14 protein-coding genes, 1 pseudogene and 1 riboswitch are annotated in these 15,279 nt (G+C 40.2%); of the genes and pseudogenes, 6 read left to right on the top strand and 9 right to left on the bottom strand.

Going from position 1 to position 15,279, the window contains the following annotated elements:
• Window positions 1-95 precede the first annotated feature (95 nt).
• Window positions 96-692, top strand: coding sequence for a hypothetical protein (locus L652_RS1000000124380; protein ID WP_024596973.1), 597 nt, complete (start codon window positions 96-98; stop codon window positions 690-692).
• 281 nt (window positions 693-973) lie between these two features.
• Here the strand turns inward: L652_RS1000000124380 and L652_RS0111895 are convergent, their stop codons facing one another.
• From L652_RS0111895 to L652_RS0111885, 3 genes are all read right to left on the bottom strand, one after another.
• Complete coding sequence (locus L652_RS0111895; protein WP_024596974.1) at window positions 974-1,702, bottom strand: CBM9 family sugar-binding protein; 729 nt, start codon at window positions 1,700-1,702, stop codon at window positions 974-976.
• Window positions 1,703-1,769: 67 nt separating this feature from the next.
• Window positions 1,770-2,849, bottom strand: coding sequence for an MBL fold metallo-hydrolase (locus L652_RS0111890; protein WP_024603469.1), 1,080 nt, complete (start codon window positions 2,847-2,849; stop codon window positions 1,770-1,772).
• 74 nt (window positions 2,850-2,923) lie between these two features.
• Window positions 2,924-3,580 carry a DUF2959 domain-containing protein gene (locus L652_RS0111885; protein WP_024597208.1) on the bottom strand — a complete coding sequence of 219 codons (657 nt, stop codon included), beginning with the start codon at window positions 3,578-3,580 and terminating at the stop codon, window positions 2,924-2,926.
• An 87-nt stretch (window positions 3,581-3,667) separates the two neighbouring features.
• Between L652_RS0111885 and L652_RS0111880 the strand changes: the two genes are divergently transcribed.
• Together L652_RS0111880 and dtd are read left to right on the top strand one after the other, a co-directional pair.
• Window positions 3,668-4,573 (top strand): virulence factor BrkB family protein, encoded by a 906-nt coding sequence (locus tag L652_RS0111880; protein ID WP_007582159.1) that lies wholly within the window; start codon window positions 3,668-3,670, stop codon window positions 4,571-4,573.
• A complete protein-coding gene (gene dtd / locus L652_RS0111875; protein ID WP_024597209.1) occupies window positions 4,574-5,011 on the top strand; it encodes a D-aminoacyl-tRNA deacylase in 438 nt (145 codons plus the stop codon).
• Here the strand turns inward: dtd and L652_RS01000000123745 are convergent.
• A pseudogene (locus L652_RS01000000123745) lies at window positions 5,000-5,717 on the bottom strand (methyltransferase). The gene dtd and the pseudogene L652_RS01000000123745 sit on opposite strands and share 12 nt — an antisense overlap.
• Before the next feature lie 246 nt (window positions 5,718-5,963).
• Between L652_RS01000000123745 and L652_RS0111865 the strand changes: the two are divergent.
• Window positions 5,964-6,857 (top strand): bifunctional GNAT family N-acetyltransferase/hotdog fold thioesterase, encoded by an 894-nt coding sequence (locus L652_RS0111865; protein WP_002961136.1) that lies wholly within the window; start codon window positions 5,964-5,966, stop codon window positions 6,855-6,857.
• Between the two features lie 72 nt (window positions 6,858-6,929).
• On the opposite strand, the gene L652_RS0111860 is transcribed toward L652_RS0111865, so the two are convergent.
• The 5 genes from L652_RS0111860 to dapA form a co-directional block, all read right to left on the bottom strand.
• The gene (locus tag L652_RS0111860; protein WP_024597211.1) at window positions 6,930-7,967 is read right to left on the bottom strand and encodes a phospholipase A; all 1,038 of its coding nucleotides are present in this window, start codon (window positions 7,965-7,967) and stop codon (window positions 6,930-6,932) included.
• Window positions 7,968-8,340: 373 nt separating this feature from the next.
• Window positions 8,341-9,462 carry a succinylglutamate desuccinylase/aspartoacylase family protein gene (locus tag L652_RS0111855; protein WP_024597212.1) on the bottom strand — a complete coding sequence of 374 codons (1,122 nt, stop codon included), beginning with the start codon at window positions 9,460-9,462 and terminating at the stop codon, window positions 8,341-8,343.
• Window positions 9,463-9,467: 5 nt separating this feature from the next.
• Window positions 9,468-10,673, bottom strand: a complete 1,206-nt coding sequence (locus tag L652_RS0111850) for a PLP-dependent decarboxylase (protein WP_024597213.1) — start codon at window positions 10,671-10,673, stop codon at window positions 9,468-9,470.
• The gene (locus L652_RS0111845; protein ID WP_002958799.1) at window positions 10,673-11,413 is read right to left on the bottom strand and encodes a 2,3,4,5-tetrahydropyridine-2,6-dicarboxylate N-succinyltransferase; all 741 of its coding nucleotides are present in this window, start codon (window positions 11,411-11,413) and stop codon (window positions 10,673-10,675) included. The genes L652_RS0111850 and L652_RS0111845 overlap by 1 nt, the downstream gene beginning before the upstream one ends.
• Before the next feature lie 15 nt (window positions 11,414-11,428).
• Entirely contained in the window at window positions 11,429-12,313 is an 885-nt protein-coding gene (gene dapA, locus L652_RS0111840; RefSeq protein WP_002958800.1) for a 4-hydroxy-tetrahydrodipicolinate synthase, read from the bottom strand.
• Between the two features lie 190 nt (window positions 12,314-12,503).
• A riboswitch (Lysine riboswitch) is annotated at window positions 12,504-12,704 on the bottom strand.
• A 191-nt stretch (window positions 12,705-12,895) separates the two neighbouring features.
• On the opposite strand from dapA, the gene L652_RS0111835 reads away from it, so the two are divergent.
• Both L652_RS0111835 and L652_RS0111830 read left to right on the top strand, forming a co-directional pair.
• Complete coding sequence (locus tag L652_RS0111835; RefSeq protein ID WP_024597214.1) at window positions 12,896-13,594, top strand: DNA-3-methyladenine glycosylase I; 699 nt, start codon at window positions 12,896-12,898, stop codon at window positions 13,592-13,594.
• A gap of 8 nt (window positions 13,595-13,602) precedes the next feature.
• A complete protein-coding gene (locus tag L652_RS0111830) occupies window positions 13,603-14,994 on the top strand; it encodes a YdiU family protein (protein WP_024603468.1) in 1,392 nt (463 codons plus the stop codon).
• The last annotated feature ends 285 nt before the right edge of the window (window positions 14,995-15,279 follow it).

Genomic DNA, 15,279 nt, shown 5'->3' with positions numbered 1-15,279 from the left:
ATCTTTGGCAATTATATAATGAATGTCGATAACTCTTTTTATTAGGTAGATGATTTTTTTAGTAACATGCGTACTATTTCACTGGAGCAAGTGTGATGAGTTCAATTAATGTAAAGTTTGAATCACGTTCAGCCAAAGATAATTTTAGAGTCGCTACTACTAGCTATGAGTTAGCTAGGCGAGCAAGTGAAGAATGGGAAATCGAGCATCACTGTATAACAGGAATCGTGTTCACCGCATTTTCAATCGAGGCAATGCTTAATCATTTTGGAAGAATTTTATTCAATGACTGGGATGCTAATAAATTAAATAGAAATGCATCACACAAAAAATTATTTCGAGAAGTAAATCTACCAAATTATCTAGGAACAAAAGTATATCAAACTGCCAATAATTGTTTTGTACTTAGAGACTTGCTAGCTCACGGAAAAACAATTGAAGAAACTATCATTATTGATGTTCCCAATGATATTGGCAGAGATAAAGTTGTTCATAAAGTAACTTCAATACGAAGTAAGGCACATAGAAATACTAATTGCGAAGTATTAGAAACATTCATCGAAACTGCAAAAAACATAGAAAAAGATATTCAAGACAATGGGTTTTATCCGAACCAGACGCATTTACCAAAAAAAGATAGAGAGAAACTATTAGAATGCCCTTTAAGTGTAAGTGGAATACATACGTGGTGACACAGCAAGCAACCGGAATATTGTTACTAAACCAATTTCTTATCATGTGTATTGTTTCGCTTTTTCTTCTCCTTTTCCTCTAAAAGCGCAGCGCCTCTTAGCCTCTTTGTGAATAATTTACTTAAAGATTTTTTGCACAAGGAGAAGGGAATGAGCAGTGAAAGAGAGAGCTGAAACAGCCGATAATGCAAAGTACCAGTATTTGTTGGTGGGATTTTTTTGCGTTGGGTTTCGCTTCGCTCAACCCAACACACGTGTTCAATTATTTTATTGGTAGTTACTTACTTTTTAGGGAGTAGAGTGATTTTGCCAAATACATCTGCATCTATAAAGCCACGATTTCTGTCGCCGTTTACTGGCTGTACTTCGTGTGAGCCCATAAAGTGTTCGCGCACGTCGCTGCCATCGTTATCGCAATACGCTAGCATAAAGCCGATTACTTGCTTTTCGCTAAGTGTAATTGGGGTATTTTTAGCACCTTCTTTATAATCATTAGGGTAGAGTTTTATCGCTACTTCCCACGTGATGTTAAAAGGTGCGGTGGTGTTACGCTTCCAGTTACTGACTAGGTGGTCGGTATATAAATGGGCTTTTTTATCAGGGCCGTAATCGGCAGCTTGGTTATCAAGGCCAATATGATACGCCAAAGCGGTGTGATTAAATTGGTGGTTTCCGCCCGATGCATCGCTATCAATAAATACTTCAAGCGCATCGTCATCCCAATATTTATAGGTTGGATCTGCGTGTGTATCTATTAAAACATCATCCACAATATCGGCTTGTAGGTATAAATAGTTTTGATCCCACAATAAACGATAACGCCCTTTAAAGTCGGCATCGTTTGTTGGCAGTGTGCCATCCATTAAATAAGGCATGTCGTGCCAAGTGGCTTTATCCCACGCACTTTCTGATACGCCATCAATAGTAATTGGAGTTGATGTATGTTCAACATCAATGGCCATTGCAGGCGTGCTTAATAAAAAGCTTAAGGCGAGTGCTAATTTTTTCATTAATTTCTCAATTTTATTGTGGATTTGTCTTAATGTAATAACAATCTTAAAACAGCTAAGTAAATAGTTACAGTGAAATACTTTCGCCTTCGTTTAAAATATACAGCGGTGTTTTAGCATCCATATTTTTAACCATGTGTAATAAACGTAGCAAAGCAGAGTGGCTAGTATGGTCGCCCATTTTCCAACTTGAGTTACCGTATCCCCACGGTATCATTACTTTGCAGTTAAGCTCTTGTGCTGCGTTAAGCGCGTCTTCTGGTGTAGTGTGAACGTAGCGATAAAATTTGCCACTTTCTTTACTGTAGTAAGATGCGATTGGTATTAAGCACACATCTATATCGCCATATTTTTGCTGTATATCTTTAAAGTGTTTTGAGTAGCCCGTATCGCCTGCAAAAAATAAGGTACTGCCGTTTTGTTCAAGCAGCCAGCCATTCCATAAGTCTTTATTGTTGTCTTCGTAAATAAATGGCACTAATACACGAGCGCTAAAATGATGAGCTGGCACGGCATTAATAGCTAAATCGTCAATATTGGTTGTTGAGTACCACGGCATTTCGCTAATATTAAAACCGCCGGTGGGGAAGTTGTCGGCCATACCGAGTGGTGTTAAATAGCGAGGTTCATTGCCAATGCTTTGTATGTCGGCCTTATTAAAATGATCGTAATGAATATGCGAATATATTACCGCATCAATGTTTTTTAGTTCTTGTTCACTAGGCCAAGCGCCTGCTTTACGATAAATGCCACCGCCGAGTTTAAAGCCAAGTGCGACTGGAGAATCAAACTGATTTTTTACCGGATCAAACAGCACACTTTGACCATTTGGGGTGTTAATTACAAAACTAGCGTGACCAAGCCAGCGCACAGTATAGCCGGTGCTAAGTTGTGGTTTAGTTTGCTGGCCTTGATACTGGCAGTTTTCACTGCCGGTTTTGCATAGTAAGTCTGGGTGGGCTGGGTAGCAGTTTTCAGTGCAGGTGGTGGGATATGTTTTTTCACCTGTGTATAAATTTTTATAACGACCGTTCTTATCATTAATAACAACAACCGAGTCGGGGTTGGTTATACGATTAATATTATTAGGTGCACCGCAGGCAGTTAGTATACATAAGAGCATTGTTGCGATTAAAAAGCTTTTCATTATAAATCCCTTTTAGCATTCCCTTTAATATAAAAAAGCCTGCAATTAAGCAGGCTTGTTAAAGTAACAAATGATTAGCCTGCGCTATTCATTTGTTCAATAAATTTGTTTGAATCGGCAATCGATTTGTTCATGTCGTTCATCAACAATTGAATATCGCGCTTAAGGTTAGTGAATTCACCTTTAATAGCCGATACCGCTTGTGCATTTAAGTTATGCTTTAAGTATAAAACGTTATCATGAAGCGAGGTTAATACTGGCTCCATTTTACTCTCTGCGCTGCGCATTGAGCGTAATAGCTGATCAAATTGACGCTTAGTCGCGGCTAGCTTTTTGCTGCTTTCACGCTTAAGTGATGCGCTTTTGTATTGCTCCAACTCATCGCCCCACTCATCAAATAGCGCTTCTGCTACGTCTTCTACTTTATTGATGTTAGTTGATACTTCGTTAGCGGCATTTAAGCTCGACTCATAATCGTCGTTTAACTGATTATAAGTGTCTTGTAATTCGCCACCATTAAAATCGATTAGAGTCGTTAAGCGCTCTAGTGCCGATTTAAATTCTTCTTGTGACTCTTCTTGAGAGTCTTTGGTTTCTTCTACGCGGTCAATAAGAATATCGCGTTTGTGAACACCCACTTTTTCCATTGCAGAGTAATAAGCTGATTGGCAGCCAGTTAAAGTAAGTGTTACTACAAGCATTGAAACACTGAGTAATGTTTGTTTTTTCATTTGAATTCCTGTTTACGTGCGTTAGTGCTGTAAATTATGGCGCTGATTGTTATTATAATCAAAACTATATAAGCACAAGTCAATTGTATGAATGATAAGCTCTCACATTACAAACAGCAAGTTAAGTCCTTTATACGCCAGCAACCTGGTTGGTGGATGCAGTATTTTAATCGTTGTATAGACGATCAAATAACGGTTAATGCAGGTTACCTTGCTTACGTGACACTTCTGTCGTTAGTGCCATTAATTGCGGTGGGTGTTGCTATATTTTCGGCTTTTCCGGGCTTTGAATCTACTCGCATGGAAATTGAGAGCTTTTTGTTTACCAACTTTGTCCCTACTTCTACCGATGTTATTAGAGAGCACATTAGCTCCTTTGCGGGCAATGCCAACCAAATGACGGCAGTAGGTATTGGCTTTTTAGCTGCAATAGCCTTACTGTTAATACGCAATGTAGATGCCACATTAAACCGAATTTGGCGAATTAAGAAAAAACGCCCAATGATGATCTCATTTGCTGTGTACTGGATGGTTTTGAGCTTAGGGCCTATGTTGCTCGGAGCTAGTATTGGTGTTACCTCTTACATTGTATCGTTGGTATCGTTTGCAGATCAGGGTATTCCTGGGTTTAGCGGATTTTTGTTAAAGTTATTGCCGTACGGGATTTCGATGGTGGGCTTTATTATGCTCTACACCTTAGTGCCTAATACGCGTGTATCGTTCAGAGCGGCAATACCTGGCGCTTTTTTTGCGGCACTTTTATTTGAGCTGACTAAAAAAGGGTTTGCACTTTATATTAGCCATTTTCCTTCGTACGAAGTTATTTACGGCGCAGTAGCAACCATTCCTATTTTGTTTGTATGGGTGTATTTATCGTGGGTCGTTGTTTTGCTTGGCGCTGAATTTACTGCGTGTATTAGCCCAAATGATATTCCAGAAACACCAGAACTTGAACTAGAAGATGATGAACCAGCAGTAAAGGACACAGTTTAAATGCAAGGTTTAATACAACGCGTAAAGCATGCCAAAGTAGAAATTAACAACCAAGTAGTAGGTGAAATTAGCCAAGGTATATTGTTGTTGCTGGGCGTTGAAAAACACGACGATACGCAAACGGCCGATAAGCTTTTACACAAGGTAAGTAATTATCGTATTTTTACTGACGAAAACGACAAAATGAACTTAAGCCTTAAAGATATTAAAGGTGAGTTACTGGTGGTTTCGCAATTTACGCTAGCGGCTGATACTAAAAAGGGTATGCGCCCTAGCTTTTCATCTGCGGCAACGCCAAGCCAAGCTAATGAGCTTTACGAGTACTTTGTTGCTCAAGCTAAAGAGTTGGGGCTTACAATAGCCACCGGTGAGTTTGGTGCCGATATGCAAGTAAGCTTGTGTAACGATGGGCCCGTTACGTTTAACTTATCTGTTTAAGTTTTTGGTTACCACGACAATATGATTTACATAGCCCGTAATTTTTTGCGGGCTAACATTACAACCAAATACATCGAGTAATAGCTGTTGAAGTTGCTTTAATTGCGACTCATGCTGCGATAAAAAGTTAATAAATAGCACACCGTTGTTATTTAAAGCCGAGTAAATTTTTTTATAAAATGCCTCTTCAAATAAAAATCGAGGTGCATCTATCTGGCTAAACAAATCTAAAATAATCCAATCAATATTTTGCGCACTTTTTAAAATCTGTTGCGCATCGGCGCAAAGCAGTTGCTCATTTTTATTTGACGAAAAAAATTGGGTATAGCAATCAATAATATCGGCGTTTTTTTCAACCGATGTTATTTGTGCTTTAGGGTATTTGTATTGTAAATAATTACGAATTGCTCCGCCGCCGAGGCCTAGTTCTAACACTTTTTGTGGCGGNCGGCTTAAGAGCCTGCCAATGCTTACCTAGGCATAATAAATGTGGAAAAAGTAATAAATCCGGGTTATTTAAATCAATAACAGATTGAAGAGTGTCGTTAATCAGTAACCAGCGTAACGGCTCGTGCTCACGTACTTGAATGTGATCGCCACTGCATTTATGCCAATAGATTAACTGACCAATGCTGTGGCTATTTTCAATAAATTGATCGCCCAGCAAACCCGTCAGTGAATTTATATAATTGATTTTTTCCATCATATTCTCAGCATAAACTAGCAACGTTAAAGCGCAATGGCCTTTGCCATTATTTTTTACGTTATTTTACAGCCATCACCAAAGTCGTATTTGCAGTTTTTTTAAGATGGAGTATGGTATTTGCCATAAATAATACCAACGGACTTAATTATTTAAGCTTTTTAGTTTGGTAGATAATCAATACTATTAGTATAGCGCCGTAGCCTTTTTTGACTTTTATTTACGGCCTATATAACAACAGGAGTATGTATGTTTCAGGTAAGCACCCCACAAAGTAGCGAAGATTGGCAAGCGTATTACCAATTGCGTTGGCAAGTATTACGCGCGCCTTGGGGCGAGCCTCGTGGCTCTGAACAAGACGATATGGAACAAGACTCTGAGCACCGCTTTATAAAAAATAAAGAAGGCGAAGTGCTAGGTGTAGCACGTTTGCACTTTAACAATCATGAGCAAGCACAAGTGCGCTATATGGCGGTTGCAGAGGGTAATCGTAACCAGCATATTGGTAGTCGCTTACTGCACGAGCTTGAAAAAATTGCATGGGTTCAAAACGCAGGCGAGCTTGTATTGTTTGCACGCGAACGAGCGCTTGAGTTTTATAAACGCCACGGTTACGAATTAAAAGAAAAAGCGCACTTAGCGTATGGCGATGTTCAACACTTTAAAATGGTAAAGCAAAAACCGTCTGAGCCAGGTTGGTTTCGTCACCCTAATTGGACGCAAGTACTACAAAATACGTGGCGTGAGTCTATTCCAATTAGTGACGCGATGGGTATTAAGGTAGAAAGCTATACCGATTGGCAATTTACAACCAGCGCCGACCTAGACGCTAACTTAAACCTACATAACACTATGTTTGCAGGTTCTATTTATAGCTTGGCCACGCTAACAGGTTGGGGCGCTACGTACTTAGCACTTAAAGAAGCTGGGCTTGAAGGTAATATTGTATTAGCCGATGCTAACATTAAGTACTTAAAACCGCTTACTACCGACCCACGTGGTTGTGTTGATATACAAACCTGTAAGGGCAAGTTAAGCGATTTAGAAACCGATGGTAAAGCAAGTTACGTAGTGCCAGTAACTATTTACGATGGTGATAACGTGGTTGCAGAATTTGAAGGGCAGTTTGTAGTAAAAAAATAACTGTTTAGCTGTTCAAAACACAAAAAAGCCAAGCAATACTTGGCTTTTTTGTGCGTAAAACTTAGGGAAGTATTACAGCAAATCGGTTAATAATATACCGACACCAATACGTTCTACATCCGCATTGTAATCAATTAAGCTTTCGCCATAACCGTTAAAGTATTGTGCATAACCACGAACGCGACCCCATAACGGAAATGACCAGTCGAGCTGAATTGCACCACGATTATCTGAATTTAAATTGTTACGCGTCATAAAGCTAAATTCATGGTCATGAAAACGATACGCGCCGCTAAATTCAAAGTAACCCATGTATTTGTATATGTCAGGGTTGTCGTCGCCATTGGCTTCTAAAATATCTTCTTTTTCGTCCTCAGCTATGCGATACCAAGGTTTAAAGCTAAAAACAAAGCCTCTATTTTCCCAAATAAAGTCTGCATAAATACGGTTCCACGAACGTGAGTTTGGTTGGCTTCGACCATTTGACTGATGCGAGATACCTAATGCGATTGCCATTTCGTCGCCCCATAATACGTTTTCTGGGTCGAGGTAATTAATCCAAAATATCTCTGGTTCGTAGTTTGTTTCACGAAATGGAGACGAAATTTCTGAGTTATAAATTTGCCAATATGATTGCAGTGTAAAGCCAAAAAATATGGCTTGGTCTTTATCCGAAAAATCATCGTAAAGAGGCACTTTTATCGATAGCTGATATTTGGCTTCTAGATTGTCGAGCGGTTCGCCGTCGCTATCATCTGTTAGTGCATCAAAACCATCAAAAGGGCGATCGTTTGGGTGTGATACGTACGAAAGCGGTAAAATATAGTTACGCTTATGTGGCGTAATTACATTTCTATTTTTTTTACCTACTTCTTCACGGGCTTGGCGTTTATCAAGCGCGGTAAGTTGTTTATTTTCTTCAAGAGCTGAACACTTTTTACGAAGGTCGTCTAATGTCTGTTTACCATCTCCGCCAATTACCTCATTTAAAATACACTGTTTTACAAGCTCGATGTCGTTGTCTTGCTCGTTTGTAGCAACTTCTTCTTCTTGTGCGAAGGTAGCGGTACTAATTAAAGCAGAAAGAGTTATCCAGTGGCGCCAGCTCATTGTAATTCCTTGTGAGTTTGGGTTGTTGTATGCGTTAATTTAATTATAACGTCTTTTTACATATGTAACGGTGAACTTTTACTGAATTTGTATTCATAACAAGGTCCATACGTATACAAAGTAAATATAGATCAAAAGAAAAGCGGCCTAAGCCGCTTTTCTAATGCAAATTAACTACTTTAGTTAATTTATACCAATTTTGTTAAAAACATGATCATTCTAGCGTATTAAATAACTCACTAACTACGTTAAAAATTATTTATATAGAACAACTATGTACCATAATTTTAGCCTTGTTATTAAGCTATTTCCTTATCGCTATAATAGATCACTAATGTAATTGGTATTACTCTCACGCAATGAGAAGGGTGAGCTAAAGCTCAAATATGTTAGTAAAAAACTTATAAAGCTCGGTACCTTGATTAACACTCGCTGAGGCAAAGTGCAAAATAGCAATTGCATCGCAATCAAGAGTAAGTGTTTGCAATGGTTGCTCACTTAAGTAGCGCTCCATGCGTAAAATATTGGCAATAGGCTCACCGGCTTTAATGTGCCCGCCAAGTGGGGCTAAGTATTCAACCATGCCGCCAATAGGGGCGTAATAGGCAAAGTAGTCATCTAAATTACATGCATAACGAGTCATATTAACTGGCGTATGCGGTGCGTTTTGTAATACGCCTTTGTGATTTAAGTAACTTAAAATGCTGTTTGCATCGTTTAATGCTTCTTTTAAGTCTATTTTTTCTTGGCTGCCTAGCTCTACAGTAAATGCTTCTACAGGTATTGATAATTCACGACCTTGTCCGCTAAGTGCATCACTTAAATGCCACCATGGGCAAAAGTTAGCTTCATCCATAGCGCCGTCAAAATCACTAGAAATAAGCAATACATGCTCAATATTAAAGTAACGTGCGCTGTCGGTTGCATAGGTTGGGCAGTACAGATGCTTGCTTGAAATAGGGCCTGTGTGTAAATCGAGTACTATATCAGCCTGATGAGCGAGCTTTTGTAAGTTAAGCGCAATGCGTTTACCCGTATTGAGTAAATAAGCAGGGCCGTTAAGTTTGCTGTTTACTTCGTCAATAAGTGCCTTTTTGAAGTTACTTTTTAATGTGGCGTCGTCATACTGAGTATGATTTTGTGCAAACTGTGCTACTAAATTTTTATTGTAGTGATACATGCGATTCCAATTAGTGCCCGTAATCGGATCGAACCTGCCAAGGGTAAACTCGCCAGATTTTTGATTACAACCAATCGGATTGGCATAAGGTACAAGGGTAATATCGCCACTAAGGTTTAAGTTTTTTAACTGCTCAAGCAGCTGAAAAATAACTGCGTTACCTTGCACTTCAGCGCCATGCATATTGGCCTGAATGTAAACACTTGGCCCTGTGCCATCGCCTTTTAAACGATACACAGGAATTGTAAGTGGTAAGCCGTTTGCAACTTCCCCTACTACAATGTTCTCTTGGCTAATGTGTGTTGTATTACTCATACTTGTTACCTTAAATAATGGCTGGCATTTTCGGCTTGGCGAACACAGGTAAGTGTACCGTTTTGCAAGGTGTACTCAGCAGCTAGCTCATGGCATAAAAAATACGGCATACTTTCGGTAAAGCCGTAAGCACCGCATTGGCTAAACACTAGCCAGTCGTGCTCATTTAAATCGCTTGGTAAGTTATGTTCACCCAAGCAATCAAGCGCTGTACAAAGTGGGCCATATAAAGTGACCGCTTGAGTTTTAGCACTGGATTCACGCAGTAATGCAGCAGGAAAGTCCTGGCTGGTAACAGCAGGGCGTAATAAGTGATTTATACCGCCGCTTAAAATTACTTGTTCTTGATTGTAGTTTTGTTTGCGCTCTACTACTGGGTTTGCGTAATGACCGCATTCGCCAACGGCATAGCGACCAAGTTCCATCCATAATTCTTCTACACCCGCATCATTTTTAATTTTAGCTAGCGCAGCAATTAAGTCATCCCAATCAAGTGTTGCTTCGTTTTGTGTATAAGGAATACCTAAACCGCCGCCTAAATCGAGAATTTTAAGGCTAATATTTAAATCGCTGGCAAGTTGGCTAAGAGGTGCAATCATTTGTGACCACAAGTCGCTTAGTTTTTGAGTGCTAAGCATGTTGCCCCACTGAAAAATATGCAGGCCGTCAAATTTAAGCGCAGGGTAGTCAGCTACATTGAGTGCTTGCCACTCATTACAACCCAAACCAAACGGCGTAAGGCTGTCGCCGCCCAGTGGGTTTTTTTCACCTTCAGGCCAGCGTAATTGTACACGCAGTAATACTTGTAACTGCGTATTTTGTAGTTGCGCTTGTTGGTTTAACCAACGTACTTGATTGAGGCTTTCTGCTACGAATATACGCACGCCGCGCTCAATAAAGTGTTTTATTTGTTTAGGGCTTTTTGCAGGCCCTGTGTTGAGCACGCGCTGCGAGCTAATACCTTGTGCTAGTACTTGCTCAAGCTCACCTTTACTTGCTACGTCAAAATTAAAGCCAGCACTGTCTAAGCTTTGAATAATTTTAGACAGTGGGTTTGCTTTTACCGCGTACCACAGCTTTACATCGGTTTGCGCAACTAAACGCGCAAGATGCGTGTTTAGTTGATCTAGGTCGTAAACAAAAAAAGGTGTATCAAGTTGTTGTGTAATAGTATTTACAGCGGTTTTGATAGGCGTGCTCAAAAAGCTCATTATCGTAAAACCTCTTCAAGCAATAACGATGCATCGCTTTTCTCGTCGCGGTATTTAACTATTAACGCACACGACATGCTTAGGCCTTGCTCGCGCGCCCATTCGTTTGATGCAGGGCGAGAGCCCGGTATTACAATCGCGTACTCTGGGATTGGCTCGCCTTTATCTAGTTGGCGCTCGTTTACGCAGTCGTATACTGGAATAGTTGCTGATAAACGCACGCCAGGGGCAAGTACTGCGCCTTTTTTAATGACTACGCCTTCAACAATAATACAGCCTGCACCAATAAATGCGTCATCTTCAACCACTACTGGGCTTGCACCAATTGGCTCAAGTACACCACCAAGCTGAACTGCAGCACTTAAATGTACGTTTTTACCTACTTGTGCACAAGAACCCACCAATGCGTGGCTATCTACCATTGTGCCTTCGTCGATATATGCGCCAATGTTTACATACGCTGGTGGCATAATAATCGTGCCTTTAGCAACATAAGCACCACGGCGAACACTTGAGCCACCTGGTACCATACGGACGCCATCATCAGTACTAAATTCTTGCGGAGCTAGGTTATGTTTATCAACAAAGCCGCCTGCAAATTCAGTATTAGTGCCATTTTTGAAGGCTTCTAAAATGCCTTGCTTTACTTCTACGTTAGCTTGCCATTGGCCGCTTTCGTTTTGTGATGCAGCGCGTACTGCGCCCGATTCTAAATTATTTAATAGTTCTAACCAGCTCATTATAAAAACCTGTATTTAATGCCAAGATAAAATGGTGTTGTTTGCAGTTGTAATGCAATCGGTTTGAGTTAACTCAAGATGTGTTAAAGGTGGACGAAGTTGCGGGCTGCTTAAGCGGCCTTGCAAATGCATCAGTACCTTTACGGGAATAGGGTTTGCGACAGCAAATAGGCTATTAATAGCGCTTGACCACTGGGCAAATAAATTAGGGTGTTGACCACTTAAACTGCGCTTAACAAACTCGTGAGTTTGTTCAGGCCATGCGTTTGCAGCTACCGACACCAAACCTTTTGCGCCAGCTTGAGCAAAATAAGGCATTAGCGCATCGTCGCCACTAAAAATAGCTAAATTAGGCGCCGCTTGGCGGTAAGCTTCAAACTGAGCAATACTGCCGCTCGCTTCTTTTAACGCCCATAAATTTTTATTGTTTTGTAAGTTTTGAATTGTTGCCGCTGGGATGCTAACAGCGCTTCGACCGGGTACGTTATAAAGCATACATGGATGAGCGCTTGCATTTAGTAGGCTTTCAAACCAATGAGTTTGACCTATAGCGCCAGGCTTTGCATAAAGCGGTGAGCCAAGTAAAAAGCTATGAATTGGGAGTGTATTACAGTAGTTAACCCACTCAATTTGTTGCTTTAAGTTACTACCGCCCACAGCTACCATGAGTGGTACTGTTGGTTTTAGCTGGCATACGTGCTCAACAATGGCTTGTTGCTCTTTTAGCGTTAGTGCTAAACCTTCGCCCGTACTGCCAAGTAGCAAAATACCGTTATGTGCCGCTTCTTGATCGCTAACCAACTTAGTTAACGTGTTGTAGTCAACATCGCCGTGTTGATCAAATGGCGTTACGAGCGCGGTCCACAGTGAGTAGTCGTTTAAATTGAAGTTGTTGATCATCTCTCACGAACTTATAATTTGTACCAATTTTATTAAAAACGTGATCATTTTAGCGATAACTAATTTAATGCAATTGGTATTATTCGAAGAGTTAAAAAGCTTTATGGAAGGAGCCGCATTAACGTCGTTCGAACTAATAATTCGAAGAGCGAATGGGCTTAAAATAATAGGGCGCACGGCCTTAATATTTAAGACCAGAAGCTCTCCACCAAACTAACAAGTTGCTTTTTATAAGCAGCTATTGGTGACAGTCGCTAGGGTTCAACCTAGTCGCCCGAAATAAACACCTCGCAAAAGTGGTTACTTCTCGGCGTTAATTCCCCTCACGTATGCTTGCTGGAGTTTGCGCTCCTAACATACGCTACCTGAATAACGCACCTCTTCTAGCCCTTTGCACCTGTTTGTAGAGTAAAACTTACAAACCTGTGCAATTTAAATAGGGTAATTACGGCGATTAAAGCATTTTAGCCGTCTAGGTGTCAAGCGACTAAATACAGATTAATTCATCGAAAAGAGGGGTGGTTACGTATTAGGTGCTTTTCTCGTACACTAGCAATATAAGTAGTGAGGTATTTAATTAGTATGGAAAAATTTAGCGATATTTATAAGCGAGCGGTAGAGCGAAAAGGCTCTGAAAAAATGCTTAAGTTATTACTTGCAAAACCGCTATCTAAAAAACAACTAAGCACGTTAAGTGACGACGATTGGCTTGAAGAATTTACTCGAAAAGTATTTCAAAGCGGCTTTTATTGGTCAGTCATAAATAATAAGTGGGCAGGCTTTAGAGAGGTTTTTTGGGATTTTAGCGTTGATAAGTTATTAATGATGCCACCAGATATGCTGGAACAAAAAGCAACGGATGAGCGCATTGTTCGTAACTATAAAAAAGTAAAAACAATTACCGAAAATGCTTACATGATCCACGAAATAGCAGGGGAACATGGCAGTTTTAGCCAGTTTATCGCTAATTGGCCGACAGACGATATTATTGGTTTGTGGGCATATTTAAAAAAGCATGGTTCGCGTTTAGGCGGAAATACAGGGCCTTATGCGCTGCGAGCACTTGGTAAAGATACATTTTTACTATCACGCGATGTAGAGAATTATTTGCGTGCCCATAAAATTATAGACGGCGGCTTACAAACTAAAAAGTCACTAAATGCAGCCCAAGCTTTTTTTAACGAAATGCAAGAGCAAAGTGGCTTAAGTATGCAAGAGTTAAGCTTAATTGTTGCTTATGGCGTAGGTGACAACCGTGTTGGTATAAGTCAGCAACAATAGGAATTACCATGAAATTAGTGCCAAGATACACAGATGTTGCAGAAAACTTCGCGATAGAAGATTTCCCTGCAAGTGTCGCCTCTCCTCAGTTATTGCTGTGGAACGAGAGTTTAGCAAAACAATTTAATATTAACGTTGCGGCTGATTTGTGTGCCAGCACTTTTAGCGGTAACGAAAAACAGGCGATTCCTGCAGTAGCACTTGGTTACTCTGGGCACCAATTTGGACATTTTTCACCACGCTTAGGCGATGGACGAGCGCACTTACTGGGCGCTATTAGGGATGATGAAAACCAGTTATGGGATATTCAATTAAAAGGCTCTGGTGCTACTCCTTACTCAAGAGGTGGGGATGGACGTTGTGCTCTTGGTCCTGCTATTCGTGAATACGTAATGAGCGAAGCAATGCATGCACTGGGAGTTAAAACCACACGCTGCTTAGCGGTTGTTGGTAGTGGTGAAACGGTTTATCGTAATCCGCCACAAGCAGNNNCAACGAGTCATATTCGTGTTGGCTCGTTTCAATATTTAGCGACGCAAGGCGATGTTGAAGGGCTTAAAAATTTAGCCGATTTAGCTATAGAGCGACACTACCCAGAAATAACCGATACAGGTTCGCAGCGATACTTAGCATTTTTAGGCGCTGTGATTAAAAACCAAGTTAAGCTAGTTGTGAGCTGGATGCGTGTTGGCTTTATTCACGGAGTAATGAATACAGATAATACGCTAGTTAGCGGAGAGACTATTGATTACGGCCCGTGTGCCATGATGAATAGCTTTGATTTTGATACCGTATTTAGCTCTATAGACAAACAAGGCCGCTATGCATTCGGTAATCAACCTAATATAGCTAACTGGAACTGCGCACGCTTAGCTGAGAGTTTAATACCGCTTATTAGCGATGATGACGAGCAAGCAGTTTTATTAATGACGCCATTTATTAATAGTTTTGCTGAGCAGTTTAATGCTGAGTTTACAGCTATGTGGGCACAAAAACTGGGTTTAACTGAATCTAGCGATAGTAGTGGCGAGTTAATAGCAGAGCTGTTAACGCTATTAAAAGATAATCAGCTCGACTACACCAATACCTTTGATGCGCTTACTGAATCCTTAAAAGGAGAAAAAAGCGTACCTGAGTCGCTAATTGAATGGAGAGCTAGGTGGGTAAGTTTAACTGACGATAATAGTTATGAAGTAATGAGAGCGGCAAATCCTCGTGTAATACCGCGTAATCATGTGATCGAAGAAATAATTGCACAATATAACGCTACAGGATCCAGCGAGTTGCTACAGCGCTTTATAAAAATAGCCAGCAATCCATATTCTAACAGTGAAGAGTTATCAGAATTTTGCTCTCCACCGACGAATGATAATGACTACCAGACTTTTTGTGGTACTTAATACTTAACTTTAAATATAACCGCATGATTAAAAAGAGTCATTTTTTAATCAAACATGCGCATATATCTAGGGGAATGTTAATTCTGGTGGTATTATGCGCCGAATTAAAGCCAAGCAATGTTTCTTTGCATTTACATTTATAAGTGCATTTAATTTAATTGCTCTTACATTCCTTGCTAAGTACTAATTTACAAAAAACTACTATATTTATTTTTCAATAAAGTTTTAATTTCGCCTATAGTAAGTGGATGTGTGTTGTGACTGGGCATAGAAAAAAGTTATAAA

This window comes from Pseudoalteromonas sp. TB25 (genome assembly GCF_000497995.1).
In the GTDB taxonomy this organism is placed as follows: Bacteria; Pseudomonadota; Gammaproteobacteria; order Enterobacterales; family Alteromonadaceae; genus Pseudoalteromonas; species Pseudoalteromonas distincta.
Note: the sequence above shows the minus strand (reverse complement) of the source record. Positions and strands in the feature narration are given on the sequence as shown.